The organism is Aliiroseovarius marinus, assembly GCF_004360145.1.
Classification (GTDB): domain Bacteria; phylum Pseudomonadota; class Alphaproteobacteria; order Rhodobacterales; family Rhodobacteraceae; genus Aliiroseovarius; species Aliiroseovarius marinus.
Window position 1 is genome coordinate 1 of sequence record NZ_ML178715.1, and the last position, 26275, is coordinate 26275.

The 26275-nt window shown below is 59.6% G+C and carries 31 protein-coding genes and 2 pseudogenes; 10 read left to right on the top strand and 23 right to left on the bottom strand.

Going from position 1 to position 26275, the window contains the following annotated elements:
* Positions 1 to 168 (top strand): annotated as a pseudogene (locus tag EOL43_RS06045) (electron transfer flavoprotein subunit alpha/FixB family protein); the annotation flags it as partial.
* 54 nt (positions 169 to 222) lie between these two features.
* On the opposite strand, the gene EOL43_RS06050 reads toward EOL43_RS06045, so the two are convergent.
* Positions 223 to 1050: a DUF6473 family protein gene (locus EOL43_RS06050; RefSeq protein ID WP_133486582.1), complete on the bottom strand. Its 828-nt coding sequence runs from the start codon at positions 1048 to 1050 to the stop codon at positions 223 to 225.
* 194 nt (positions 1051 to 1244) lie between these two features.
* On the opposite strand from EOL43_RS06050, the gene EOL43_RS06055 reads away from it, so the two are divergent.
* Together EOL43_RS06055 and EOL43_RS15415 are read left to right on the top strand one after the other, a co-directional pair.
* Positions 1245 to 2067, top strand: an 823-nt coding sequence (locus EOL43_RS06055; protein ID WP_205669531.1) for a 3-hydroxybutyryl-CoA dehydrogenase, incomplete at its 3' end; no start/stop codon positions are given.
* A 1-nt stretch (position 2068) separates the two neighbouring features.
* Positions 2069 to 2240: pseudogene (locus EOL43_RS15415) on the top strand (3-hydroxyacyl-CoA dehydrogenase family protein); the annotation flags it as partial.
* A 53-nt stretch (positions 2241 to 2293) separates the two neighbouring features.
* Here the strand turns inward: EOL43_RS15415 and EOL43_RS06060 are convergent.
* The 7 genes from EOL43_RS06060 to EOL43_RS06085 all read right to left on the bottom strand — a co-directional run bounded on the left by EOL43_RS06060 (position 2294) and on the right by EOL43_RS06085 (position 7850).
* Entirely contained in the window at positions 2294 to 3151 is an 858-nt protein-coding gene (locus EOL43_RS06060) for a lysophospholipid acyltransferase family protein (protein ID WP_133486586.1), read from the bottom strand.
* Positions 3152 to 3204: 53 nt separating this feature from the next.
* Positions 3205 to 3477, bottom strand: coding sequence for an HPr family phosphocarrier protein (locus EOL43_RS06065; RefSeq protein WP_133486588.1), 273 nt, complete (start codon positions 3475 to 3477; stop codon positions 3205 to 3207).
* Between the two features lie 6 nt (positions 3478 to 3483).
* Positions 3484 to 3876, bottom strand: coding sequence for a PTS sugar transporter subunit IIA (locus tag EOL43_RS06070; protein ID WP_133486590.1), 393 nt, complete (start codon positions 3874 to 3876; stop codon positions 3484 to 3486).
* A 1-nt stretch (position 3877) separates the two neighbouring features.
* Complete coding sequence (gene rapZ, locus EOL43_RS15515; RefSeq protein WP_240686477.1) at positions 3878 to 4786, bottom strand: RNase adapter RapZ; 909 nt, start codon at positions 4784 to 4786, stop codon at positions 3878 to 3880.
* Between the two features lie 81 nt (positions 4787 to 4867).
* A complete protein-coding gene (locus EOL43_RS15520) occupies positions 4868 to 5311 on the bottom strand; it encodes an HPr kinase/phosphorylase (RefSeq protein ID WP_240686478.1) in 444 nt (147 codons plus the stop codon).
* Positions 5308 to 7140: a sensor N-terminal transmembrane domain-containing protein gene (locus EOL43_RS06080; RefSeq protein ID WP_420867502.1), complete on the bottom strand. Its 1833-nt coding sequence runs from the start codon at positions 7138 to 7140 to the stop codon at positions 5308 to 5310. Before EOL43_RS06080 ends, EOL43_RS15520 begins: the two co-directional genes overlap by 4 nt.
* Before the next feature lie 5 nt (positions 7141 to 7145).
* The gene (locus EOL43_RS06085) at positions 7146 to 7850 is read right to left on the bottom strand and encodes a response regulator transcription factor (protein ID WP_133486594.1); all 705 of its coding nucleotides are present in this window, start codon (positions 7848 to 7850) and stop codon (positions 7146 to 7148) included.
* A 372-nt stretch (positions 7851 to 8222) separates the two neighbouring features.
* Here EOL43_RS06085 and EOL43_RS06090 point away from each other — a divergent pair, with 372 nt between their 5' ends.
* Together EOL43_RS06090 and EOL43_RS06095 are read left to right on the top strand one after the other, a co-directional pair.
* A complete protein-coding gene (locus tag EOL43_RS06090; protein WP_133486596.1) occupies positions 8223 to 9821 on the top strand; it encodes a phosphoenolpyruvate carboxykinase in 1599 nt (532 codons plus the stop codon).
* A gap of 126 nt (positions 9822 to 9947) precedes the next feature.
* Entirely contained in the window at positions 9948 to 10772 is an 825-nt protein-coding gene (locus EOL43_RS06095; RefSeq protein ID WP_133486598.1) for an alpha/beta hydrolase family protein, read from the top strand.
* Here the strand turns inward: EOL43_RS06095 and EOL43_RS06100 are convergent.
* A complete protein-coding gene (locus EOL43_RS06100) occupies positions 10769 to 11536 on the bottom strand; it encodes a sulfite exporter TauE/SafE family protein (protein ID WP_133486600.1) in 768 nt (255 codons plus the stop codon). The genes EOL43_RS06095 and EOL43_RS06100 overlap by 4 nt on opposite strands.
* 190 nt (positions 11537 to 11726) lie before the next feature.
* On the opposite strand from EOL43_RS06100, the gene EOL43_RS06105 reads away from it, so the two are divergent.
* Positions 11727 to 13376 (top strand): acyl-CoA dehydrogenase family protein, encoded by a 1650-nt coding sequence (locus EOL43_RS06105; protein ID WP_133486602.1) that lies wholly within the window; start codon positions 11727 to 11729, stop codon positions 13374 to 13376.
* On the opposite strand, the gene EOL43_RS06110 is transcribed toward EOL43_RS06105, so the two are convergent.
* Entirely contained in the window at positions 13373 to 13795 is a 423-nt protein-coding gene (locus EOL43_RS06110) for a DUF3995 domain-containing protein (protein WP_133486604.1), read from the bottom strand. The genes EOL43_RS06105 and EOL43_RS06110 overlap by 4 nt on opposite strands.
* Positions 13796 to 13881: 86 nt before the next feature.
* Between EOL43_RS06110 and EOL43_RS06115 the strand changes: the two genes are divergently transcribed.
* Complete coding sequence (locus tag EOL43_RS06115) at positions 13882 to 14442, top strand: TetR/AcrR family transcriptional regulator (RefSeq protein ID WP_133486606.1); 561 nt, start codon at positions 13882 to 13884, stop codon at positions 14440 to 14442.
* Positions 14443 to 14480: 38 nt separating this feature from the next.
* The gene (locus tag EOL43_RS06120; protein WP_133486608.1) at positions 14481 to 14876 is read left to right on the top strand and encodes an META domain-containing protein; all 396 of its coding nucleotides are present in this window, start codon (positions 14481 to 14483) and stop codon (positions 14874 to 14876) included.
* On the opposite strand, the gene recO is transcribed toward EOL43_RS06120, so the two are convergent.
* The 13 genes from recO to folK form a co-directional block, all read right to left on the bottom strand.
* Complete coding sequence (recO, locus tag EOL43_RS06125) at positions 14857 to 15597, bottom strand: DNA repair protein RecO (RefSeq protein ID WP_133486610.1); 741 nt, start codon at positions 15595 to 15597, stop codon at positions 14857 to 14859. The two genes, EOL43_RS06120 and recO, sit on opposite strands and share 20 nt — an antisense overlap.
* A 36-nt stretch (positions 15598 to 15633) precedes the next feature.
* Positions 15634 to 15963, bottom strand: a complete 330-nt coding sequence (locus EOL43_RS06130; protein ID WP_133486612.1) for a DUF1491 family protein — start codon at positions 15961 to 15963, stop codon at positions 15634 to 15636.
* Positions 15963 to 16880, bottom strand: a complete 918-nt coding sequence (gene era, locus EOL43_RS06135) for a GTPase Era (protein ID WP_133486614.1) — start codon at positions 16878 to 16880, stop codon at positions 15963 to 15965. Before era ends, EOL43_RS06130 begins: the two co-directional genes overlap by 1 nt.
* Before the next feature lie 3 nt (positions 16881 to 16883).
* Complete coding sequence (gene rnc, locus EOL43_RS06140; protein ID WP_133486616.1) at positions 16884 to 17564, bottom strand: ribonuclease III; 681 nt, start codon at positions 17562 to 17564, stop codon at positions 16884 to 16886.
* Positions 17561 to 18340, bottom strand: coding sequence for a signal peptidase I (lepB, locus tag EOL43_RS06145; RefSeq protein ID WP_133486618.1), 780 nt, complete (start codon positions 18338 to 18340; stop codon positions 17561 to 17563). The genes rnc and lepB overlap by 4 nt, the downstream gene beginning before the upstream one ends.
* A gap of 144 nt (positions 18341 to 18484) precedes the next feature.
* A complete protein-coding gene (locus tag EOL43_RS06150) occupies positions 18485 to 18937 on the bottom strand; it encodes a hypothetical protein (protein WP_133486620.1) in 453 nt (150 codons plus the stop codon).
* Positions 18938 to 19047: 110 nt separating this feature from the next.
* Entirely contained in the window at positions 19048 to 19446 is a 399-nt protein-coding gene (gene acpS / locus EOL43_RS06155; RefSeq protein WP_133486622.1) for a holo-ACP synthase, read from the bottom strand.
* The gene (locus EOL43_RS06160) at positions 19443 to 19886 is read right to left on the bottom strand and encodes an ABZJ_00895 family protein (protein ID WP_133486624.1); all 444 of its coding nucleotides are present in this window, start codon (positions 19884 to 19886) and stop codon (positions 19443 to 19445) included. The genes acpS and EOL43_RS06160 overlap by 4 nt, the downstream gene beginning before the upstream one ends.
* On the bottom strand, positions 19883 to 20635 hold the full coding sequence (locus tag EOL43_RS06165; protein WP_133486626.1) for a pyridoxine 5'-phosphate synthase: 753 nt from the start codon (positions 20633 to 20635) through the stop codon (positions 19883 to 19885). Before EOL43_RS06165 ends, EOL43_RS06160 begins: the two co-directional genes overlap by 4 nt.
* A gap of 36 nt (positions 20636 to 20671) precedes the next feature.
* A complete protein-coding gene (locus EOL43_RS06170) occupies positions 20672 to 21319 on the bottom strand; it encodes a DUF2062 domain-containing protein (protein WP_133486628.1) in 648 nt (215 codons plus the stop codon).
* Between the two features lie 35 nt (positions 21320 to 21354).
* The gene (locus EOL43_RS06175) at positions 21355 to 23463 is read right to left on the bottom strand and encodes a RelA/SpoT family protein (protein ID WP_240686489.1); all 2109 of its coding nucleotides are present in this window, start codon (positions 23461 to 23463) and stop codon (positions 21355 to 21357) included.
* Between the two features lie 61 nt (positions 23464 to 23524).
* Positions 23525 to 23881 carry a DNA-directed RNA polymerase subunit omega gene (gene rpoZ, locus EOL43_RS06180; protein ID WP_133486630.1) on the bottom strand — a complete coding sequence of 119 codons (357 nt, stop codon included), beginning with the start codon at positions 23879 to 23881 and terminating at the stop codon, positions 23525 to 23527.
* A gap of 80 nt (positions 23882 to 23961) precedes the next feature.
* The gene (folK, locus tag EOL43_RS06185) at positions 23962 to 24558 is read right to left on the bottom strand and encodes a 2-amino-4-hydroxy-6-hydroxymethyldihydropteridine diphosphokinase (RefSeq protein ID WP_133486632.1); all 597 of its coding nucleotides are present in this window, start codon (positions 24556 to 24558) and stop codon (positions 23962 to 23964) included.
* A 102-nt stretch (positions 24559 to 24660) separates the two neighbouring features.
* On the opposite strand from folK, the gene EOL43_RS06190 reads away from it, so the two are divergent.
* Positions 24661 to 25218 (top strand): LabA-like NYN domain-containing protein, encoded by a 558-nt coding sequence (locus tag EOL43_RS06190; RefSeq protein ID WP_133486634.1) that lies wholly within the window; start codon positions 24661 to 24663, stop codon positions 25216 to 25218.
* 105 nt (positions 25219 to 25323) lie between these two features.
* Complete coding sequence (gene ispH / locus EOL43_RS06195) at positions 25324 to 26274, top strand: 4-hydroxy-3-methylbut-2-enyl diphosphate reductase (protein WP_133486636.1); 951 nt, start codon at positions 25324 to 25326, stop codon at positions 26272 to 26274.
* Position 26275: the final 1 nt, after the last annotated feature.

Below are 26275 nucleotides of genomic sequence, written 5' to 3' on the forward strand. Positions count from 1 at the left end.
ATCGCCGTGGGCATCTCGGGCGCCATCCAGCACTTGGCTGGTATGAAAGATTCGAAGATCATCGTTGCGATCAACAAAGACGAAGAGGCGCCGATCTTCCAGGTTGCCGACTTCGGTCTGGTTGCCGACCTGTTCGACGCCGTGCCGGCCCTGACCGACGCCGTCTGATCGGACATCGCAAAAGACACGAAAGGCCCGCCCACCCGGCGGGCCTTTTCCGTTTCAGACCCTGTGAGTCGACAAGCTGGCCAGAAGTTTGTTGGCAAGCCGTTCATGCGCCAGCGTTCCCAGCATCATCTTGGCCGCGGGGGCATCCATCTCGGAATGCACAAGCCCCTGTTGTCCGGCTACGATTTCGTCAGGCGTCGGCACGACCTTGATCAGATCGCGCGCATAGGGGCGGACATCGTCGATCATGTCCTGACTCACAAACAGCGGATCCGTGCCCAATGCGTCAGCGGCAAGGCGCCCAATATGATGATCTGCCATCCAAACCAGTGTCGCGCGCTTATCCAGCCGTGACATCAACCCTTTCAGCCGCCCAACCCAGGCCTGTTGCAGCTCTTTGCGCACCACCTCGAACCGTTGCGCACAAGCCGATTGCAGGGCCCCCAGCAAGTGCCCTGTGAAGTGGTAGTCGGTAAAGTCCAGCTCGGGATAAAGGTACTTCAACATGCTGGACGCACGCAGGAACCGGTCATTCCGGCGTGGGTGGACGGCGTAGAACCGATTGGACAGGTTCTGCGCCCCCGGTAGCTGGGTCACGATGTCCGTGGCGTTGTTGCACAGCTTCAGCAGAACCGGGTCATGCAGAAACACGTCCAACCCGGCATTCGGACAGCCGAAATTCACCACAGCGCGCCCCAGCTGCGCCTCTAACAATTCCGGATAGGGATGCGCCATGAACCGGCCATAGGTTTCCGTTCCGCCCAGAACGGCCACATACGGCCCGCTGAGGTCGCGTTTCGGCCCCCGGAACAGAATTTTCGACGTTTTGTACCGACACGGGAAATAGTCCAGCGCCCCTTTGCCAAGGATATCATAGGCCATGCCACCCACCCTTTCATTTTCACCCAAGACACAGTGTCGGCCGTAACCCTTTTCAAATTGCTAATCTTAAAATGCGCGATGTTTCTTTCAGGCCCGCTTAACCCTTGCGCCAGCAACCACGCGGCGCATAGTCTGTGCATAACCAAACGTAACGCGGGTGCTTGCCCGCGTCGCGTGACCAGAAGGAACGACATATGAGCATCGAGACAGTGGGCGTGATCGGCGCCGGGCAAATGGGCAACGGCATCGCACATGTTCTGGCCCTTGCCGGATACGAAGTGCGCCTGAACGACATTAGCCAAGACAGTCTGGATGCCGCCGTTACTCGCATCACCAAGAACATGGAGCGTCAGGTCTCGCGCGATTTGATTTCGGCGCAAGAGATGGCGGACGCAATGGGGCGGATTAGCACCACGTTGAAGCTGCCCGATCTTGGCCCGACTGATCTGGTGATCGAAGCGGCCACCGAAAACGAAGCGCTTAAAAAGCAGATCTTCGATACGCTTTTGCCGCATCTGGGCGCGGATACGATTCTGACCTCGAACACATCGTCGATCTCGATCACCCGTTTGGCCAGCGGGACCGACCGCCCCGAGCGCTTCATGGGCTTCCACTTCATGAACCCGGTGCCCCTGATGAAACTTGTCGAGCTGATCCGTGGCATCGCGACCGACGAACCCACCTATCAGGCGTGTCTGGCCGTGGTGGAAAAGCTGGGCAAGACCGCCGCCAGCGCCGAGGACTATCCCGCTTTCATCGTAAACCGCATCCTGATCCCGATGATCAACGAAGCCTGCTATGCGCTGTACGAGGGCGTCGGATCGGTCGCGTCAATTGATGCGTCGATGAAGCTGGGCGCGAACCACCCGATGGGCCCGCTGGAGCTGGGCGATTTCATCGGTCTGGACACCTGTCTGGCCATCATGAACGTGCTGCATGACGGGCTGGCTGACACCAAATATCGTCCCTGCCCGTTGTTGGTGAAATATGTGGAAGCAGGCTGGGTCGGGCGCAAAGNCGGTCTGGACACCTGTCTGGCCATCATGAACGTGCTGCATGACGGGCTGGCTGACACCAAATATCGTCCCTGCCCGTTGTTGGTGAAATATGTGGAAGCAGGCTGGGTCGGGCGCAAAGCCGGACGCGGTTTCTATGACTATCGCGGAGAGGTTCCGGTTCCCACGCGCTAAGCCGCAAGCCAGCCCCCAGAAGCACAAAAGGCCCCGCTGGGGCCTTTTTCAATTCACTTGCCAGACAGCGCCAGCGTGTGCGACCGCAGCCACGCCATAAACCCACGCGGGTCCGAGTGCAGCTTCTCCATCTCTTCATCGGTCAGAACCTCGCCAACAACGGGCGCGATCGGCCGGTTGCAGCTTTTGACGATCTCGTGCAGCAAAAGCCCCTGGCGCATCGTGGCCGACAGGCGGTTAGCAATCTGATACCAGCGGGTGTTCGCACCGGGGAAGAAGATTGGCACAACACGTGCGCCCGATCGACGGATCATTTGCGCAGTGAACACGTTCCACTCGCGCTCGATGGCTGGGCCCATCAGCGTATCGGACGAGGCCACGACGCCCGACGGAAACAGCGTGATCAGCCCGCCTTGCTTTAGAAATGCCATCGCTTCAGCGCGCATCTCGACCATCTTTTTCTGCGCCTCGGGGTCGTGCGGAAATGGTACCGGGATCATGTAGGACGAGGCGACCTCGTCCAACCCATCCAGAATCGAGCGTGACAGGATGCGATAGTCTTGACGGCGGCGCCCGATCAGCTCGGCCAGCACCATCCCGTCGGTCAGCCCGTGCGGATGGTTGGCGACGACCACGACGGGCCCCTCGGCGGGAATATTGGCAAGCTGGTCGTCCGGGGTCTGCACTTGCACACCCATCACATCCAGACAGGCACCCCAGAACGCCTGCCCCTTGGGCGCGCCACGGCGCTCTAGTTTACGCACCATGCGCAGGATGGGCAGCTTGCCAGTCATCCACTCCATGGTACGGATAATCAACGCCTGCCCGGGATTGTTGAACGAGTTGGCATAGGTCAGGGTGCGCCGGTCGTACTGCTGCTGGACCGGAGCCGTCGAGTTGGCCTCTGCCATAGGAGTTTCCGCGTCATGCGTCACGTTCGTTCACCTTTGCCCTTTGTCAGAGCTTACATGCCTTCGCCGAACTTGTCGGCGACCAGCGCTTCCAGCGCGTCCATCAGCTCGGCCGCTTGCGGTCCCGAGGTTTCGACCTGAATGCTTGTTCCTTGCGAGGCTGCCAGCATCAACAGTCCCATGATCGAGTCGCCATCCGCGTCCAGTCCATCCTTGGACACACGCGCACAGGCATCATGATTTTCGACCGTATCGACAAACTTTGCCGAGGCCCGCGCATGCAGGCCCTTCACATTGATGATCTCAAGCTCTCGGTTCGTACTCATGGCGTGTCAATCCTCGCTCACGTCAATGCAGTCAATATACTTTCGACCCGCGGCCAACGCTTTCTGCGTCGAGGCCTCGACCGACAGATGGCGGGTTTTTGCCAGTTTCAGCAACATGGGAAGGTTTGCGCCGTACAGGATTTTGCGGTCGGATTTGCAGCAGGCGGGCAGCGACAAATTGGCCGGAGACCCGCCAAACATGTCCACAACAATCACCACACCATCGCCCTGATCCACGGCGTCGGCAGCCACCGCGATCTCGGCCCGTTTGTCGTCGCGATCACATTCGGCGGCTGTCGAAATAGCACGCATACCCGGCTGCTTGCCGACCACGTGTTCGACCGCTGCCAGATATTCGTTTGCAAGCCCGCCATGCGCGACGATCACGATACCGATCACGCTAAATCCTCGATGTTGATGCCGCTGCTGTCCCGGCGCGGCGTTCCATTTCCCGATGTCTAATTGACACCTGCCATCCCTTGGTTGCAAGCGACTTTGCCAAGTTTTCCGCCAAGGCAACCGAACGATGTTGGCCACCGGTGCAACCAAACCCAATCGAAAGGTGCGCTTTGCCCTCTTCCCCGAAGGCCGGGATCAAGAATTTGACAAGGTTTTGCACCTGCTGAAAGAACTGCGCAAAGCGTGGATCTTGGGCGACATAGTCCGCCACTTCGCTGCTGCGCCCATCCAGCGCGCGCAGGGCGGGCTCCCAATGCGGATTGCGCAAAAAGCGGGCGTCGAACACCATGTCCAACCCCTGAGGCACCCCGCGTTTATAGGAAAACGAGTGCACCGACACGGCGAGCTCTTCCGCGCCCGACACCGACAACCAGCGCATGATTTCATCTTTCAGATCGTGGGGCGACAGGTCAGAGGTATCGATCAACACATCCGCACGCCGCCGGATCGGGATCAGAAGTTCGATCTCGCGGGTGATGCCCAGTTCGGGCGTTTCATCGGGGGCCAGCGGGTGGCGACGACGGGTTTCCGAGTAGCGCCGCAGCAGCACCTCCTGCGAGCAATCCATATACAGGACCTCGACCTCGAATCCGTCATCCTCGCGCAGGTCTTCGATCACCTGCAGCAGCATCTCGGTCGAGAAATCACGGTTGCGTACATCCACGCCCAGCGCCAAGGGCTGGGTCAGCGCGGGGCCAGACAAGACGCGGTCGATCAGGGACATCGGAAGGTTGTCGATCACCTCGTACCCGATGTCTTCCAGAACGCGGATCGCGGTGGTGCGCCCAGCCCCGGACGGGCCAGTCACCAGCACAATCTTCTGCCCAGATTTCGTTTTACTATCCGTCATTGCCATTCCCTTAGAACCGGCGTCCCGCAGCGCGTGCGAGGCATATAACGCAATTCAGAAGCGGACCAAAGTCCAGCCACCTTATTCTGCAAAAGCGTGGCGTCCGTGACGCAACATGTTGAAGACTGCTATTGCGAAATAAGGTGCGTCGACGCGAAACAGGCATTCAATCGCGCAACCGTTAACTTCTGTGAACGCGGGTGAAGCCGGCAGGCGCGCCATTTCGATCTGCCCCATATCGACCACCAACTTCAGCTGCGCTTTCGGGCAATACGGCACGTTGATCAGGCCAACGCCGCGCGCTTCAATGACGCCGGGCATTTCGGGTGGGGCAATCACGAAGGGGGTATCGCCTTCCATCACAATCTGGCTAAGGTCGTCGGCTACCAGTTGCGCGCCCAACCCGATCAATTCCAACGCCAAGGCGGATTTTCCCGATCCGGACGGGCCGGTTATCATCACCGCCGCATCCCCAACCGCCACTGTCGTGGCGTGATAGCGGGCGGTGACGTCTGTGTCGCTCATACGGGCAGCCCGACCACGAACCGTGCGCCCAGCGGCTCGGACGTCAGATCCGCATCGGTGGGCCGGATATTCTCGGCCCAGATGACCCCGCCATGCGCCTCGACGATCTGCTTCGAGATCGCCAGACCAAGGCCCGAGTTGTTGCCAAACTGGTTCTGCGGACGTTCGGAGTAGAAACGATCAAAGATCTTGCCCAGCGCCTGATCGGGAATGCCGGGGCCTGTATCCTCGACCACCACCAGCACACGGTTTTCGCGGCGTCGGGTCCAGACGCGGATTGCATCCCCGCTTTCGCAGAAGCTCAGCGCGTTGGTGATGAGGTTCACGAATACCTGCGCCAGACGCGCCTCTAACCCGCTGATCATGATCGGGTTCTTGGGCAGATCGGTGATGAAATCGACGCCCTTGTTCTGCGCCTCGCCCCCCAGATAATCCGACAGGCTGCGCAACATCCGCAGCAGATCGAACTCTTCTTCGTCCTCGCGCACCAGTTCGCTGTCCAGACGCGAGGCGTTCGAGATGTCGCTGACCAGACGATCCAAGCGGCGCGTGTCGTGTTCAATCACATCCAACAGCCGCTCGCGCTGCTCGTCCTTGTTGGCCAGACGCAGTGTACCCACGGCAGACCGCAGACTGGCCAGCGGGTTCTTAATTTCGTGCGCCACATCGGCAGCGAACTGTTCGTTCGCATCAATACGGTCATAGAGCGCGGTGACCATGCCACGCAGCGCCCCAGACAGACGCCCGATTTCATCCGGGCGGCCGGTCATATCAGGAATGCGCACCCGGCGGGTTTTGACATTGCGCGGATCGTTTTCGCCGCTCAATTCTGCCGCGGTCGCAAGATCCGACAACGGGTTCGCGATGGTCGACGCGAGCACAAGGCTTAGGCCGATAGAGACCAGAATGGCGATGACGAACATTTGTAGCAGTTGTTCACGTTCGGCACGGACCAGCAGATCCAACTCGCCCGCCGCGCTGGTGATCGCAACGACCCCTTTCGGCATGCCATCCACCAAGATCGGCGTCGCCACGGAAAAGACCGTGCCGCTGTTCTTATCAACCCCGTTTGCCACCTGCGTGGCCCCCAGCATCGCGCGGAAATACAGGCTGCGCGCCATGCTTTCCGTGTCCAGCGGCTGCTCAAGCCCACGCCCAGTGTCAGCAAAGCCCGAGGTCGCCTCCCAAATCGAGTTCAGGATGTCCGTGATCACCGTCGAGCCGATATCGCGTTGCAACCCATCAACCGGCGTTTTCTCTCCGCGATCTTGCCCTACGGTGGTCGCCACAAGGTTTTCGGCATCGTCAAAAACGAACACTTCCAAACCGACTGGCAAGTGCAGGTTCGACAGGGTCATGGCGAAATCGGACGGCGCGGTCTCGGCCAGATCGGTTTCCAACGTGTCGATCGTTTCCTGCTCGACCTCGACGTCTCCGGTGACGCTGTCCGTGGCTTCCGACAGGGTTTCTTCGACAATGCGCGCGGCTTCCTCGCCCTGCGAAAGCTGCGCCTCAAACACATCCGCGATCAGCTCGGCTTCGACCACCAGACCACGTTCGCGTTGAAACAGAAGGCTGTCACGAAACGGGTTCAGGTACAGAACACCTGCCACAAGGATCACCAGACCCAGCAAGTTGAACGTGATGATCTTGCGTGCCAGCGGCGAGCGGTTGATCGAAATCAGCCGGCGCTCAGTCTTGGCATCTGGAAACAGGTCATCATAGTTGTCCTGAGACGACATCCAGTCTTCGCTCAGGTCTACGTCACCTTCAGGTGGGGTGCTTTGGGCCTTCTCGCGCTTTTGCTTCCGGCTTGATGCAAACAGCATGCGCGTCATTCTTCGTTGTAGCGGTATCCGATGCCGTAAAGCGTTTCGATGGCCGAGAAATCTGCATCCGCCGAGCGCATCTTCTTACGTAGCCGTTTGATATGACTGTCGATGGTCCGGTCATCCACATAGACCTGATCATCATAGGCCACGTCCATCAACTGATCGCGGCTTTTCACGAAGCCGGGGCGTTGGGCCAAGGCTTGCAGCAACAAAAACTCGGTAACGGTCAGGGACACGTCCTGACCTTTCCACGTCACGGCGTGGCGCAGCGGATCCATGCGCAGCTCACCCCGTTCCATCACGCGCCCGTCTTCGACTTCTCCGGCGTCGTCGCTTGCGATCACCTCTTGTCGGCGCAGCAGCGCGCGGATGCGTTCGACCAGAAGGCGCTGACTGAACGGCTTGGTTACATAGTCGTCGGCACCCATGCGCAGGCCAAGTACCTCGTCAATTTCGTCGTCTTTCGAGGTCAGGAAAATCACCGGCAGGGTCGAGGTCTTCTGCCGCACACGTTGCAGCAGATCCATCCCGTCCATCCGCGGCATCTTGATGTCGAAGACCGCAAGGTCCGGCAGGCGTTTCGCAAAAGCGTCAAGCGCGCTTTGACCGTCATTATAGGTCTCTACTTCGAACCCTTCGGCCTCAAGCGTAATAGACACTGAAGTCAGGATGTTTCTGTCGTCGTCGACCAAGGCAATTCTGGACATTGGGCTTCCTCGCACTGCTCGAGCCACGTTCATTCATGAACTCTTCTTAACATATTCTCGCGTTCTCAGTGGCGAATCAACTGAGAATTGCGATTCGGAACTGAGGCGCGCAGCTTTCTTACGTCGCCGCCCGGAATTCAACACGAATGTATCTGCCGTTTATTTCGCATACGAAACTTATTGGTTGCGCAAACACAGTGTTGCTTGCGCTAACGCGACAATGCGCGCTGTTCCATCAGAAAGCAGTCGTGCTATAGGCCGGTCACCGGCCCTCGTTCACATGAGGGTTGGCGTGCGGGTGTTTTGCCTGCGCTCTCATGTGAAACAGATACGCCGGGGAGTTACAGACGGACCGGCGACAGGAGCAAATAAATGACCACTGGACGGGTAAACCCAGCACGCCGCTTGGAAGATCAAGGCATCACCGGGCTGGGCAATGTCTATTACAACCTGATGGAGCCAGCTCTGATCGAAGCCGCACTGGGCCGCGGCGAGGGCAAGCTTGGACAAGGCGGGACCTTCCTGGTCGAGACCGGCAAGCACACGGGCCGTTCTCCCAAGGATAAATTCGTCGTCAAAACCCCCAGCGTCGAGCCGCACATCTGGTGGGAAAACAACCCGCCGATGGATCCGGCCAAGTTCGATGTCCTGTACGAGGACATGCTGGAGCACATGAAAGGTAACGACTACTACGTTCAGGATCTGTATGGCGGCGCCGACCCGGCCCACCGTCTGGATGTGCGCGTGGTTTCGGAACTCGCCTGGCACAACCTGTTCATCCGTCATCTGCTGCGCCGCCCCGACCGCGACGAGCTGGACGAGTTCGAACCCGAATTCACCATCATCAACTGCCCGACCTTCAACGCAGACGCCGAGCGTCACGGCTGTCGTTCGGAAACGGTGATCGCCCTGAACTTCGACCGCAAGCTGATCCTGATCGGCGGCACTGAATACGCTGGTGAGAACAAGAAATCGGTCTTCACCCTGCTGAACTACATGCTGCCCGAAAAAGGCATCATGCCGATGCACTGCTCGGCCAACCACGCCACCGGCAACCCGGTCGACACCGCCGTCTTCTTCGGCCTGTCGGGCACCGGCAAAACCACCCTGTCGGCAGATCCCGAGCGCACGCTGATCGGTGATGACGAGCACGGCTGGTCGGACACCGGCACCTTCAACTTCGAAGGTGGCTGCTACGCCAAGACCATCAACCTGTCGGCCGAAGCCGAGCCGGAAATCTACGCCACGACCCAGAAGTTCGCGACCGTGATCGAGAACATGGTCTATGACGAAGAGACCAAGGAACTGGACTTCGAAGATGACAGCCTGACGGCCAACATGCGTTGCGCCTATCCGCTGCACTATATCTCGAACGCGTCGAAAACCGCGATTGGCGGTCACCCGAAGAACATCATCATGCTGACCTGTGATGCGTTTGGTGTTCTGCCTCCGATCGCGCGTCTGACGCCGGCGCAGGCCATGTATCACTTCCTGTCGGGCTTCACCTCGAAGGTTGCAGGTACCGAAAAAGGTGTGACCGAGCCCGAGCCGACCTTCTCGACCTGCTTTGGTGCGCCCTTCATGCCGCGCCGCCCGGCCGAGTATGGTGCGCTGCTGCGTGACAAGATCGCCAAGCACGGTGCAACTTGCTGGCTGGTGAACACCGGTTGGACCGGTGGTGCTTATGGCACTGGCTCGCGTATGCCGATCCGCGCCACCCGCGCGCTGCTGACCGCTGCTCTGGACGGGTCGCTGGCCGATGCCAAGTTCCGCAAGGACGAAAACTTCGGCTTCGAAGTTCCGGTCAAGGTGGAAGGCGTTGCCGACCTGCTGCTAGATCCGCGCCGCACCTGGCAGGATGCTGCAGCCTATGACGCGCAAGCTGCCAAGCTGGTCAAAATGTTCGCTGACAACTTTGTTCAGTACGAAGGCGACATTGACGACGACGTGAAAGCCGTCGCCATCGGTTAAGCCGCAAAACAGACTAAGACAAACGCCCCGGTTCATCGCCGGGGCGTTTTCTTTTGGGCTGACGCCCCGTGACTTTACGCGCAGTCACGCTTTACGCGAACGTAAGCTTTGCGCTTGCATGCGCCTATGACCCAGACTGTCACCATAGATGGCCCCGCCCCGCTGACCGGCACATTCTTCGAAGCCGCCACCCCGCGCGCCGTCGCGGTGCTGAACGGCGCGACCGGGGTGCCTCACCGCTTCTATCGCCATTTCGCCGCGTGGCTGGCCGAGACGCAGGACGTTTCGTGCCTGATCTATGACTACCGCGATTTCGGAGCCTCGGCCCGCGGGCCGGTTCGCGATGTGACGGCCTCGATGCTGGATTGGGGTTTAAGTGACACTCAGGTCGCAAGAGACTGGCTCGAGGCCCGCGCAAACGGACTGCCCGTTTGGCTTATGGGGCATTCCCTTGGCGGTCTCATGCTGGCACGCCACCAGCGCACCAAGGACGTCGCGCGCGTGATTACCGTGTGCACTGGTCCCGTTCACACCACGGACCATCCGTGGCCATTCCAAGCCACGGTGCGCGCCCTGTGGTTTGTGGTCGGCCCGCTTTCGACGGCAAGTTTTGGCTATGTGCCGAAACAGGTCTCGGGCCTTGGCAGTGACATTCCCGGCCCCGTCTTCAAGCAGTGGAAACGCTGGTGCACGACGCGCGGGTACCCGGCCAAGGACCCATGTATCCCCGCCGCGCCGATTGCAGCCTTTTCATGCCCTGTACGCACCGTATCGCTATCAGATGACACATCCGTTCCGCCAAGCGCCGTGGCCCGCATGACCGAGCTTTATCCCGGAACTGAGACCGAACACCTCGCGCTGACCCCACAAGAGTTTGGCTTGAAGAAAGTCGGACATATCGACGCTTTCCGCCCGGAAAACGCCAAGCTCTGGCCCGCGTTGATCGCTTAACCCATTAGCCCGCGCCGGATCAGGTTCAGCCCCGCCACCGTCAACACGATCAGCGTTGCCCGCTTGAAGGTCTTCTGCGGCATCCGATCATGCAGGCGATAGCCCAGCCCCATCCCCAAAAAGGCTGGGAGCAACATGGCCGCAGATAAGGGCGCCGTATGCTCATTAAAGACACCCGACTGCATATGCGCGCCCACAAGCACCATCGCACCGAACCCATAAACAACGCCCTGCGCCAACATCTGCTCGGTCTTTGATGTATTCGTCGCGGTCAGATAGGCCACGAAGGGCGGCCCCCACACGCCCGAAATCCCTCCGACCAGTCCAGAGATGGCCGAGATGATGCTTTCATCCCGCACACGGTTTTCCGGGCGAAGCGCCGGCACCCAGCCCCTCAGCTGCATCAGACAGAACAGCACAATCGGAACACCAATCAGAATGAAGAACACGCGCGGCGGCAAAAACAGCACCATCTGTGCGCTGATGATCAAGGTCACGAACAGCCCAATCAGGAAGACGCGAAACTTCTTTATAACCTCCCACGCAGCACCGGCCCCTTGGCGCAGCGCCTGCCGGATATTGGTGGTGGCAGTGGGGATAATAAGCGCGGCCAAGGCGACCTCGGCAGGCATAACCGTGGCCAGCCCGGAAATCATGATCAGCGGCAACCCAAAGCCCACCGCGCCTTTCACAAAGCCCGCGAAAAGCGTGATCGCGACGGCAAACGCCAGCGTCGACATACCTAGATCAGCCAGAATTCCCATGCATACCCTCCGCGTCTAGCCCCTTGTAGCGGAATAAATTCTCCGCGGCACGCAAAACGCCGCTGCGTTATATATGTTCGCATTTACGGTTTCTGGCGTATTTTTATTGCGCTGCACCTGCAAAAGGATTATCTCTCTGCAGACGCAAAATGAGCAGCCGAATCCCGGCCGCATGTGACAGGAGTTTCTTATGACCAGCGCCCTGATCGACAACCTTCTTGACCTGACCGGCGCGGCCCTTGCCCCGGTTGAAGCAACCTTTGACGCCGCCAAGGAAAATGTCCGCGCGCTGGTGTCCGAAGGCGACCGCGTGTCGGGCGCGAAATTGGAAGAGCATCAAGCCGCCGCCCACGCCCTGTCGTGGCTGGCCACCTATGCCGAAAGCCTGCGCCAGATGAACGCGTGGGCCGGTCGCCTGTCCGAAAACGGCCAGCTGGGCGAGATGGAGAAGCTGATCTTGCAGATCGCCTTTGGCGAATACCTCGCTCAGATGAAGGGCGGCATGATGATGAGCCAGAACGAAATGGCACGTCTGGCTGACATGGGCGTCGATGGCGCCGCTTTGGACACTGATGCGATCAACACTCTGATCGCCACTGGCAACAGCCAAGCCGCCCGCACCCGTCTGGTCGAGCTGATGCAAGACAATGCAGGCCACGCCACGTTCGGCGCCACCGGTCTGGACGAAGAGCTGGAAATGATCCGCGAGCAGTTCCGCCGCTATGCGGATGAACGCGTGACCCCGAACGCCCATGAATGGCACCTGAAGGATGACTACATCCCGCTGGAAATTCTGGAAGAGCTGGCGGAAATGGGCGTCTTCGGCCTGACCATCCCCGAGGAATACGGCGGGCTGGGCCTGTCGAAAGCGTCGATGGTTGTGGTCTCGGAAGAACTGTCGCGCGGCTATATCGGTGTTGGCTCGTTGGGCACCCGCTCGGAAATCGCAGCCGAACTGGTCGAGGCCGGCGGCACCGAGGAACAAAAGCAACACTGGCTGCCCAAGCTGGCCAGCGCAGAGATCCTGCCGACAGCAGTATTCACCGAACCCAACACCGGCTCGGACCTTGGCTCGCTGCGCACCCGCGCCGTGAAGAATGCCGAAGGCGACTATGAAGTGACCGGCAACAAGACCTGGATCACCCACGCTGCGCGGACCCACGTGATGACGCTGCTGGCACGCACCGACCCGAACAGCACAGACCACCGCGGCCTGTCGATGTTCCTGGCCGAGAAAACCCCCGGCGACGACGAAAACCCGTTCCCGACCGAAGGCATGACCGGCGGCGAGATCGAGGTGCTGGGCTATCGCGGTATGAAGGAATTCGAGCTGGGCTTTGACGGCTTCAAAGTGAAGGGCGAGAACCTGCTGGGTGGCGTAGAAGGTCAGGGCTTTAAACAGCTGATGAAAACCTTCGAGGCAGCCCGCATTCAAACCGCTGCCCGCGCCATCGGTGTGGCGCAGAACGCGCTGGAAATCGGCATGCAATATGCCGAGGACCGCAAACAGTTCGGCAAGTCGCTGATCAACTTCCCCCGCGTGGCCAACAAGCTTGCCATGATGGCGGTCGAGATCATGATCGCGCGACAGTTGACCTATTTCTCGGCTTGGGAAAAGGACCACGGCCATCGCTGTGACCTCGAGGCTGGCATGGCCAAGCTGCTGGGTGCACGAATCGCTTGGGCCTGTGCCGACAATGCGCTGCAGATCCACGGCGGCAACGGCTTCGCGCTGGAATACCAGATCAGCCGCGTGCTGTGCGACGCCCGCATCCTGAACATCTTCGAAGGTGCTGCCGAAATTCAGGCGCAGGTCATCGCGCGCCGCCTGCTGGGCTAAAGCGCCGACCAGAACCCCGCTGCCAAGATCAGGCAGAGCGGGCCATAGAACATCAGGTTGAGCCGTGCGAACGGCTCTTCCATCCTCACGCTGAACAGCGGCAGAACATAGCTGGCAACCCCGCGCAGACCAAACACTGCGACCAAGACCCAGCCTGCCCAGACCAGCAAACGGTCGGGAATGACAGCGATGCCCTGCGTAAGTCCAAACAGCACGATCCCCGAACTGCCCAACGCCGCGGCCACCAGCGCCGAGGCCCAGCCGGGCGGCATCTTGGTGATTCCAGGCGCGCCGACCACTGTGCGCGCCAAGCGTCGTTCGTCCCAAATGGGCCACCAGACACCCAATGCCCACAACACGTGTGCCAATGCTGCCCCCACCAAGATCAGATACGTAAGTCCCAAAATCACTACCTGCATAGCGCCCTCCGTCGCATCAATACGCTTGCGTATGGTTCACGCGGCGGGTAGCTTGTCAATACGCTAGCGTATGGAGCGCTGAAACTATGGCTGAAACCAAAGAGAGACTGAGCACGGAAAGCTGGCTAATGGCAGGGTTTCGCGCCCTTGCACGGTCTGGCCCGCAAGCGCTGAAAGCTGAACCTTTGGCGCGCGAGCTTGGTACGACCAAGGGATCATTCTACTGGCATTTCAAAGACGTAGCGAGCTTCCAGTCCCAGATGCTAGAGCTATGGGAAACCCGCGCCGTCGACGACATCACCCGCTTTCTGGACGAGGAAGCGGATCCCGTGCGCAAGCTGTATATGCTTGGTGACATCTCGACCTCAGCAGACCCGGAACACGGGGGCGATGCCGTGGAACCTGCGATCCGGGCGTGGGCGCAAAGCAACCATACTGCTGCGTATGTTGTCGAACGTGTAGATCAAAAGCGCTTGGACTATCTTCAGGGCATTCTGGCCGAACTTGACCTCAGCAACCCCGATTTCGCCCGCCTGATTTACGGCGCCTATATCGGCATGGGAACGCTGTCGGCCAAGGACGGAACCGATAACAAAGACGCCATGAGCACGCTTTTAGCCGCCCTTCTGGCCCTGCGCGACGCGTAAGGCTGGCAATCCCAGCCCCGCATCCCCATCTTTCTGCTATGAAAGCTTTGTTCCTGATCCCCGCCGCCACCCTTCTTTTGTCCGCCTGCAAGGACGAAACAATCTCGGGCTATGCGGATGCAGGTGCGGTTTGGTCCTTGGTCGAGCTTGATGGCACCGCCTTTCCGGCCAGTGCGACACTCAGTTTTCCCGAAAAGGGCCGGATCGCGGGCCAAGCGCCGTGCAACACCTATTCGGGCACCCAAACCGCGCCTTACCCGTGGTTCGAAACGGGCCCCATCCTGTCGACCAAACGCGCGTGTCCGGACCTGAACGCTGAAACCGCGTTCTTTGCGGCCCTTTCTGAGATGAGCATCGCCGAGGTATCCGGCAGAACCCTGATCCTGTCCAACGAAGCGGGGCGCGAGATGGTGTTTACAAGCGCGCCGCGTTGACCGCATCACGCCGCAGCCGATCCAAAAGCCGCGCCCGCGCTTCTGGCAGGGGCTTGTCGCCAAGCGCATGGGCAATGCCGTGGGTTAGGAAATGCCCGGTGGTCACCAGCCCATCCAGTACATTGGACAAGGATCCATCCCCCACGCCTAGAAGTTCAGGCGGCAGAGGTAACAAACGATCCGCCCATTCCCCCGCCCCTTCAGCAGACACCGCCCGCCCGGTTTTGGGCGAGACATAGGCCAAATCATCCCGCGCGCCTGTCACCGCGCATTCGGTCAGGTCGAGGCCAAAGCCCAGCTCCTCCAACAGCGCCAATTCCCATTTCAGATAGGCGGTCGGCCACGCTTCGTTGACGCCCAGAAGGTCAAGCATGGATTGGGTGCGGTCATAAAGCACCGGATGGGGTTCGCGTTCTGGCAGCGCATAGGCCAGCAGCGCGGTGATCGCGTTCAGCCCCGCCAGCGCAGTGCGATCCGACAGAACCAGCGCGCGACTGCGCAAAGGTTCGACGATGTAACTGCCAATATGCTCTTCCAGCCGTGCGCGCCATGTGACGTCCAGTTGCGCGCCGGGTTGCAGGGTCGGGGCTATCTTGCGGCTGACACCCCCGCGCACGACGCCTGCATGGCGACCATGTTCGGACGTAAAAACATCAATAATGACAGAGGTTTCGCCATGCTTGCGCACGGACAGCAACGCCCCCTGATCTCGCCAATCCATCGCGACCCTCCTGAACGCAGCCTAGCGGGGTCTGTGTCAGTCGGAAAGCCCCGGTTCGTCCAGAAGATGGCGGCCCTGCTTGTCCTCGACTTCGATGATCCAAAGGTCCGGGTCAAAGCCCTTCTGACGGGTCAGGGCGGCGTCTACGTCGGCCTCAACGCCCTCGGACAACACCATCCAGCACCGCTCACCCGTCATCAGATCGAAGCTGCGTTGATAAGCGACGGCTTGCCCGTCCAGCGTGTTCATCTTGACCAGAACAGCCCCTGCGGTCGCATCACCCTTTTGGGTCACGAAGGCCGGAATGTCAGACAGGCGCAGCCGCGTCAGATAGGCCGAGACCCAGACATCCGCCGTCAGGCGCATCACTTGTTCCCGTCGCGGAAATCGAGCCCCATTTCCGAGTAGCGCTCTTTTTCCTCAAGCCAATTCGGGCGGACTTTCACCTGCAAGAACAGGTGAACCTTGCGGCCCATGAACTCTTCCAGCTCGGCGCGGGCGGATTGGCTGACGGCTTTGATCGTCTCGCCGCGTTTGCCCAGAATGATTCCCTTGTGACCATCGCGGGCGACATAGATGATCTGGTCCACGCGGGCAGAGCCATCCTTGCGCTCTTCCCAGTTTTCCGTTTCGACCGTCAGCTGATAGGGCAGTTCCTGATGCAGGCGCAGGGTCAGCTTTTCGCGGGTGATCTCGGCGGCGATCATGCGCATGGGCAGATCGGCGATCTGATCCTCGGGGTACAACCACGGACCTTCCGGCAGACGCTCGGCCAGCCACTTGCGAAGGTCTTTCACACCGTGACCTTTCTCGGCCGAGATCATGAAGGTTTCGGCGAAGTTGTAGCGGTCGTTCAGGTCTTTGGTCAGGGCCAGAAGCACGGGTGCTTCCACCTTGTCGATCTTGTTGATCGCCAGCGCCACGGTGCGGCCCTGCCCGATCTCTTCCAGACCTTCCAGAATGCGTTCGACGCCTTCAGTGACACCGCGATGTGCCTCGACCAGCAGAACGATCACATCCGCGTCCGAGGCGCCGCCCCAAGCCGCGGCAACCATCGCGCGGTCCAGTCGGCGGCGGGGTTGGAACAGGCCGGGCGTGTCCACGAAAACGATCTGTGCGTCGCCTTCGATTGCCACGCCACGAATACGCGCGCGGGTGGTCTGAACCTTATGCGTCACGATCGAGACCTTGGCCCCCACCATACGGTTCGTCAGCGTCGACTTGCCCGCATTGGGTTCGCCAATAAGGGCGACAAAGCCCGCGCGTGTGTTCGCATCCGACATCTTTTATCCTTCAACCTGCGCCAGAAGCGCTTTGGCCGCAGCTTGTTCGGCGGCCCGTTTAGAGTTGGCTTTCGCCTGTGCCGTCCGGCCATCGGGCAATTGCGCCTCAATGGTGAAGACCGGAGCATGATCCGGGCCTTCGCGGCTTGTTTCGACATATTTCGGCACGGCCATCTTACGCGCCTGCGCCCATTCTTGCAGGGCTGTTTTCGCGTCGCGGGCGTCGGCCTCGACCTTGTGGATACGGTCGCCCCACAGACGCAGAATCATGTCCCGCGCCGGGTCCAACCCGCCATCCAGATAGACGGCAGCAATGACGGCTTCCATCGCGTCGCCCAGCAGCGCCAGCTTGCGGCGCCCGCCGGTCTTCATCTCGGACCGCCCCAGTTTCAGGACGGCGCCCACATCAATCTGCTTGGCGACATCTGCGCAAGTTTCCTTGCGCACCAACGCGTTATAGCGCGGGGCCAGCGTGCCTTCGGGCGCGTTGGGATCGTCGGCCAGAAGCTTTTCGGACATGACCAACCCAAGCACCCGGTCGCCCAGAAACTCAAGCCGTTGGTTGTCAGGGCGTGTCGTCGACGAGATCGACCCATGCGTCAGCGCGCGGATCAGCAGGTCGGGTTTCGAAAACTCGTACCCGATGCGCGCCGTGAAGGCTTGGAGGTCGGCGGACAGCTTCACTCGATTTCCTTGAAGAAGCGATCCGACCGCCAGGTCCAGAAATAGAACAGACGCTTGCCCGCCGCCGAGAACATGATGCGGTCGGCGCGACCCAACAGGTATTCGGCGGGCACGAAGCCCACGCCGCCTGCGTTCGGGCTGACACGGCTATCGATCGAGTTGTCACGGTTGTCACCCATGAAGAAGTAATGACCTTCAGGCACGGTAAACACGTTGGTGTTGTCCACGCTACGGTTCGCGAAGTTCAGGATCGAGTGCGACACGCCACCCGGCAGCGTTTCGATGAACTTTTCTTTCAGGCACTCGCCGCCTTCACCAACCGGACGGTTGATACATTGCGGGATGGTGCGGAAACGGCCCTGCGGCAGTTTGGTTTCCGAGAACATGCCAGCAGGCACCTGCTTGGCCTCTTCCCCGTTGATCCACAACACGCTGTTCTTCACTTGGATCTTGTCCCCCGGCAGACCGACCAGACGTTTCACATAGTCGGTGCCAAGGGTCGGGTGGCGGAAGACGACGACGTCACCGCGTTCAGGTTCCGAGCCAAGGATACGGCCCGAAATCGGGCAGCTTGAGAACGGGCAGGAATGACGCGAATAGCCATAGGCCATCTTGTTCACGAACAGGAAATCCCCGATCAGGAGCGTGTCTTTCATCGACCCTGTGGGGATCCAGAAGGGCTGAAAGAACAGGGTGCGGAAGATCCCGGCGATGATCAGCGCCCAGAAGATCGTTTTGATGTTCTCCCACAGGCCATCTTTCTGCTTCTCGGTCATGTAACTGCCTTTTATCTGTCAGGCCGTGACGGCCGAAATCTGTTGTGGGCGATATGGGCGGATGGGGGGGCAGAGTCAAGTTTTGCGCCGGGTTTCGGCGGGTTTGACCGGGGATTTAGACGGGGCGCGCCTTATTCACCGCAGTTACTCCCAGAAAAGAGCCGTGATCTCGCCCGTAGCCTGATTCAGCGTGATCGAAAGAACGTGCCAAATGCTGCCGCCCGTGTCTGGATCGTACTTCCCTGCTGGCAGTGTGAACAGCAGCCCGCGCGCGGGATCATAGCTGGCCTCGATCTTCGACAGATCAATCCCCGAGAACCCTATCGTGTCATTCTTCGAGACAATGCGACACTGGCGATCCCCGATTTCGGAATAGGGCGGTGACAGGATCAGAAGGTGGAAGGCACCGGCGGCAGGTTCGATGGTGTCGATGACGGCAAGACGCACCTTTCCATTGCTGTACGTACGCGTGTTTTCATCCCAAGGCTCGGCAAGATTAGCGGCCGAAACCCGCCAGTCGCATTCCGAGATAGACTGTGCAAACGCAGGCGCGGCAATAAAAAGGGCAGTAAAAAAATACGTGATCAGACGTTTCATGTTTGGGCTTTCTTCATCGGGCAATGCATCATGGCAATACCATCAGGCATACCACGGAAAATTGTTTCATCGACCAGCAATGGCCAATTTGCAGCCCACCCTACCGGTGGCTAGACGGCGCGCGCCTCGATCACCACAAACGCCTGCGCCCAAGGGTGATCATCGGTCAGCGTGACGTGGATCACGGCCTGATGTCCGGCGGGCGTCATTTCGTCCAAACGGTCCTTGGCCCAGCCCGTGACCTCCATCACCGGCTGGCCGGTGCGCAGGTTCGACACGGCCATATCGCGCCAGCTGATGCCCATGGTCAGCCCTGTGCCCAGCGCCTTGGAACATGCCTCTTTCGCAGCCCAGCGTTTGGCCAGCGTCCCGGCCTCATCCTTGCGCCGCGCAGCTTTGGCCAGCTCGCGTTCCGTGAAGACGCGGTTTCGGAAGCGGTCGCCAAACCGATCCAACGTGCCCTGAATACGTTCGATATTCGCAAGGTCCGTGCCGATGCCAAGGATCATTTAGCGGCCTTCTTGTCCAAGGCTTTGCGCTGGTTCTTGTATCCTAGTGTCAGGAAGAACCGATTGACCATAAGCGTAACCCCCATGATCGCGGCAAACACCAACACCAAGGTCATCATCGAGATCGACGAGAACATCTCGCGCATTTGAGGCATCAGGATCAGCAGTCCGGCCAGCACGGCCACGGTGATAACCCCGACGACCATTGTGGCCGACGAAGCGGCAGACCACGCCTCGACGTTTTCAAACTGTGCCAATCCGGCATCGGCGCGTTTCTGACCCTCGATCATCGCGGCCATCATCGGAGGCAGCACAGTGGACAGTCCCGACGGCAGCGAAAAGCCAAACAACCGTTGCAGCAGCAAACCCACGATCATCAGGCCGATCATGCTTAGAATATAAACGCCTGCATAGCGCTTCCAGTTCAGTGTTCCGTTCATCCTCGGGCCTCATCCATTAGGCGACGCATCTCGGCGATGGCGTCGGGCAGACCACGGAAGATCGATTCACCGATCAGGAAGTGGCCAATGTTCAACTCGACCACCTCTGGCATAGCGGCGATGGGGGCGACGGTGTCATAGGTCAGACCATGACCCGCGTGCACCTCAAGCCCCAGCGAATGGGCAAACGCCGCACCCTCGCGCAGGCGTTCCAGTTCAGCATCGCGCTTGTCGAATTCGCCTTCCGCGTGGAAATCGCAATAGGCGCCGGTATGCAGCTCCACCACCGCAGCGCCAATCCGGGCCGAAGCTTTGATCTGCTCGGCATCTGCATCGATGAACATCGACACGCGGCAGCCGGTATCGCGCAAGGGCAGGATGTAATCGCCCAAACGGTTGTCATTACGCGCCACATCCAAGCCACCCTCGGTCGTCAGTTCCTCGCGCTTTTCGGGCACCAAACAGACCGCATGGGGTTTATGGCGCAGGGCAATCGCCTGCATTTCCTCGGTCGCGGCGCATTCGAAGTTCAGGGGCGCGCTCAAAACGGCCATCAGCCCGTCAATGTCCTCATCCCGGATATGGCGGCGATCTTCCCGCAAATGCGCGGTGATGCCATCCGCCCCGGCCTCTTCCGCCAGCTTCGCGGCGCGCACCGGATCAGGATAGGCTGACCCGCGCGCGTTGCGCACGGTCGCCACGTGGTCAATGTTCACGCCAAGCCGAAGCTTGCCTGCGGTCTGGGTCATGTTTGTGCTCCTGCACCGGTTCCGTTTGGGGAAGTGTTACTTGTTTTTGTCAGGGCTGCCACCCTCGGAAAACCGTTCAGCCATCCGTTTTTCATAGCGTGACTTCAGCTTGTTGATCCGGCGGCGCTGATAAGCGTGGATCACCGGGTTCGCCAGCACATAGGCCGTGATGCCCGCAATGATGCCGGGGATCAGACAGCCAACCAGATAGGGCAGGAACACGCGGTCATAGAACCGGTTGATCTTCGACCAATCCGCCACGTCATCGGTGAAGATAGACTTCATATTCGCCCAGATGTCGTTGGTTGCGGCGGCAAAACTGGCAACGATTTCAGGCAGGTGCACCGTCACCTCGTGCCCCAGCATCGCGTGTCCCAGATTGACCGACAGCTCGGCAATCAGGGGGAAGGTCAGCGGGTTTCCCACAAAGGTCGCCAGAAGCGAGGCCAGAACGTTGCCGCGTATCAGCCAGGACAAAATGGCGGCGGTCAGGAAATGCAGACCATAGAATGGCGTGAAGGACGCAAATACGCCCACTGCAATCCCGCGCGAGATCCGATGCGCTGGATCCGGCAGGCGTCGCAAACGATGCCCCACGTATTGCGCCGCACGGTACCAACCGCCGCGCGGATAAAAGAACTCCGCTACGATTCGCAGATACGATCGCGGATTTCGTTTAAACACCTGTACGTCCTTCCGCCTGCCCGGCCGGTGGTGGGTTATGGTTTGCGGCTCAGATCCCGATGCCGATGTACTGCGGCCACGTCGCTGTCGGCTTCAAGCGCCAGCATAATGGTGTGCAGATGTTCGACATCCCGTAGCTGAACATCAACAATCAATCGGTAAAAATCCGGTTTCCGATCCACGAATTTCAGATCCGAGATATTGGCCTTCTGCTCCCCAATCAAGGTGCAGATGCGACCTAATACGCCCGCGTCATTCGCAATCGTCAGTTCAATGCTGACCACGTGGATGGCCGGATGCTTGCCCGAATGCCAGTGCAGATCCACCCAGCGCGAGCTGTCATCGTCCAGTTCTGCCAAGGCGTCACAGTCGATTGTGTGCACCATCACGCCCTTGCCGCGATAGGAAATACCCACGATCCGTTCGCCGGGCACCGGCTGACAACACTGGGCAGGCGCGAAGTCCTGCCCGGCTTCCAGACCAATCACCGAGGCATCAAGATCGACCTCGTCCCCCGCCTGCTCAGCCTCGGGATAGAGGATGCCCACCACGTCACGCGCCTGAAGCTCGGCCGATCCCAGACGCGCCAAAAGCTCGTCCGTGTCCTTCAGCCGCAATTGCTTGGCGGCGGTCGCCAGCGCCTTATCCGTGACCTTGCGCCCGACATGTTCAAAGGCAAGACGGGCCAGTTCACGGCCCAAACGGACATAGCGTTCGCGGTCATCGTTGCGCAGCTTCTTGCGAATGGCGGCCTTGGCGCGACCGGTCACAACGATGTCAATCCAGGTGGCTTGCGGGCTTTGGCCCTCGGCGGTCATGATCTCGACCGACTGGCCATTCTTCACGCGTGTCCACAATGGCACACGGATGCCGTCGACCTTGGCGCCCACGCAGCTGTCGCCGATCCGCGTGTGGATGGCATAGGCGAAATCCAAGGGCGTCGCGCCGCGCGGCAGTTTGACGACCTCGCCCTTCGGGGTGAAGCAGAACACTTGGTCCTGATACATCTCAAGCTTCACATGCTCGAGGAATTCGTCGTGGTCATCAGCCGTTTCGAACCGTTCCGTCAGCGAAGCAATCCACTTGGCAGGGTCCACCGCAAACGGGTTCTCCACTCGAATCCCGTCACGATACGACCAGTGCGCGGCCACGCCGGTTTCTGCCACCTCGTGCATCTCGCGCGAGCGGATCTGAACCTCGACCCGTTTGCCATCGCGGCCCGACACAGTGGTGTGGATCGAGCGATAGCCGTTTGATTTGGGTTGGCTGATGTAATCTTTGAAACGTCCAGGCACAGCACGCCAGCGCCGGTGAATTGCGCCCAGAACGCGATAGCAATCTGTATCGTTCTCGGTGATTACCCGGAAGCCATAGGTGTCAGACAGTCGCGAGAAGCTTTGTTCCTTCTCTTCCATCTTACGCCAGATGGAATAGGGCTTTTTCGCGCGGCCCAGCACGACGGCCTCGATACCCGCTTTATCCAACTCCAACCGGATGTCGCCGGTGATCTTTTCGATCACATCGCCGCTTTCCTTCTGAAGCCGCAGGAACCGCCGCATGATCGAGCTTCGCCCCTCGGGGTTCAGCACGTGGAAAGCCAGATCCTCCAGCTCTTCCCGCATCCACTGCATCCCCATGCGGCCTGCAAGCGGTGCGTAGATATCCATCGTCTCGCGCGATTTCTGGATCTGCTTATCGGGGCGCATCGCCTTGATCGTGCGCATGTTGTGCAGACGGTCGGCGAGCTTCACCAGAATGACGCGCATGTCCTTGGACATGGCCATAAAGAGCTTACGGAAGTTTTCCGCCTGCTTCGTCTCGGACGAAGACAGCTGCAGGTTGGTCAGCTTGGTGACGCCGTCCACCAGCTCGGCAATCTCTTTGCCGAACTTCTCGGACACCTCGCCATAGGTCGACCCGGTGTCTTCGATCGTGTCATGCAGAAACGCGGTGACGATGGTGGCATCGTCCAGCTGCATATCCGCCAGGATCTCGGCCACGGCGAAAGGATGCATGTAATAAGGGTCGCCCGAATGGCGATACTGCCCGAAATGCATTTGGCCGCCATATTCATAGGCGGCCATAAGCAGGTCCGAGTTGGACTTGGGATTGTACGTCGAAATGCGTTCGATCAGACCGTCGATATCGAGATCAACAAGCTCGTCTTTCCAGCTCGTCACTCGTGACGCCTCCGTTCGCTTCCGATCAGCCTTGGCCTTGCGCTTCCATCAGCGCGCGCAGCAGCTTTTCTTCCGACATATCGTCGTCAGCAGGCTTGTCTGCAGCTTCAGCACCCATGAGCAGCGCCATGCTGTCTTCTTCGGGCTCGTCCACCTCGATCTGAGTCTGGTGGTTCTCGATCATGCGCTCGCGCAGTTCGTCCGCCGTCTGGGTTTCGTCCGCAATCTCGCGCAGAGCCACAACGGGGTTCTTGTCGTTGTCGCGATCTACAGTGATCTCGGCGCCTGCCGAAATTTCACGCGCGCGATGCGATGCCAGCATTACCAGATCAAACCGGTTCGGCACTTTATCTACGCAATCTTCAACCGTCACACGGGCCATATCAGTCCATTCCTTGCAAGGGGATGTGAAACGCCTGTCTATGCCTCTGAACGGGCAATGACAAGCTAAAACGCCCTTTATCAGCCCATTTCAAAGGGCGAAACCTCGTTTTTTGCCTCTTCTGGCAAAGCGTCCGCCATCTCTTTGATGGTTTTGCCTAAAATGGGATGGCGCCAGTCCGGTGCGACATCCGCCAGAGGAATCAACGCAAACCCGCGATCCTGTACCCGCGGATGGGGCAAAATAAGTTGATCTGGCGCCTGCTTCATCTGGTCTTCCAGCGGCAGGCTCATCCAGTGCTCGAACGTCTCGCGATCCGGCGCGACGCAATCCCCATAGGCGATCAGGTCAATATCCAGCGTGCGTTGCGCCCAGCGCGAGGGCCGCTCGCGGCCAAATTCGTCTTCCACATCATGCAGTTTCTGCAACAGGATCTCGGCTGGCTCATCCACCTCCAACGCTGCGGCAACATTGATAAAATCCGGTCCAGCACCCGCCGGAAAGCAAGCTGTGCTATAATAGCGACTTAAGGAGGTGATTCTAACTCCACGCTCAGAAAGACATTTTAGCGCATCGCGCACCAGCTTCGCCGAATCTTCGAGCGCAAAAGTAATGTTACTTCCTAACAGTACTAATGCTTTAGTATAGGCATTTTGATGATTTTTAGCTTGCGGCACCGCGTGTGTTCCCTAGATTACGACACATGTTTCTTCGTTAAGTGATTTTGATCCTACCACTCACGGAATTGCTCGGCGAAGTTAATTAGAAAGGAATAATTAATGTTCTATCGCGACGAGCGACTCGCGCTCTTCATTGATGGCTCGAACCTTTACGCAGCGGCTAAGTCGCTGGGGTTTGACATCGATTACAAGCTGCTCAGACAAGAATTCATGCGCCGTGGCAAGCTGCTGCGCGCGTTCTACTACACTGCCCTTCTGGAAAACGACGAATATTCCCCAATTCGTCCGCTGGTGGACTGGCTGCATTATAACGGCTTCTCGATGGTGACGAAGCCGGCCAAGGAATACACCGACTCCATGGGCCGCCGGAAAGTCAAAGGCAACATGGACATCGAACTGACCGTCGATGCGCTTGAGCTGTCCGACCATATCGACCACGCGGTTCTGTTCTCGGGCGACGGCGATTTCCGCCCGCTGGTGGCCGCACTTCAGCGCAAAGGTGTGCGTGTTTCGGTCGTGTCGACCATCCGCAGCCAACCGCCGATGATTGCCGATGAACTGCGCCGTCAGGCCGACAACTTCATCGAGCTGGAAGAACTGAAAGACGTGATCGGCCGCCCGCCACGCGAATTTGACGGTCCCGAAGACCGCGACTGATTGAAACAAACAGGCCGGGGCAGACGCTCCGGCCTGTTTCCTTTTGGGGCGGCTCTGGACGACCCGCGCGAAAACCCTTACCTCTGACCCAGATCGGAGGACGCCATGACCAAACCCGCCCTGACCTTGTATCTTGCAGCCCCCAACGGCTTTTGCGCTGGCGTGGATCGCGCCATCAAAATCGTCGAAATGGCGATCGAGAAATGGGGGGCGCCGATCTATGTCCGCCATGAAATCGTGCATAACAAATTCGTTGTGGACGGGCTGCGGGCCAAGGGTGCCGTGTTTGTCGAGGAACTGGACGAATGCCCCGATGACCGCCCGGTGATCTTTTCGGCGCACGGTGTTGCGAAATCCGTCCCGGCCGAAGCCTCGCGCCGCGAGATGGTCTATGTCGACGCCACCTGCCCGCTGGTATCCAAGGTCCATATCGAGGCCGAACGTCACCACGAAAACGGTCTTCAGATGGTGATGATCGGCCACGAAGGTCACCCGGAAACCGTCGGTACGATGGGCCAACTGCCCGAGGGCGAAGTGCTGCTGGTTGAAACCGCCGAGGATGTCGCCACGCTAACCCCGCGCGACCCCGAACAACTGGCCTATATCACCCAGACCACCCTGTCCGTGGACGACACCGCCGGGATCGTCGCCGCTCTGCGCGAGCGTTTCCCCGCCATCGTCGGCCCGCACAAGGAAGACATCTGCTATGCCACCACCAACCGCCAACACGCGGTCAAAGCGGTGGCGCCGCAATCGGATGCACTTCTGGTGATCGGCGCGCCCAACAGCTCGAATTCGCGCCGCCTGGTCGAGGTCGCCCGCGCCAATGGCTGCGACTATTCCATGCTGGTGCAGCGCGCGTCCGAGATCGACTGGCGGTCGCTTGAAGGGATCCGCACCGTCGGCCTGACCGCAGGCGCATCCGCTCCGCAAGTGCTGGTGGACGAGGTGATCGACGCCTTCCGCGACCGCTACGACGTGACCGTCGAACTGGTCGAAACCGCGCAGGAGAACATCGAATTCAAAGTGCCGCGCGTGCTGCGCGTACCTGCCTGAC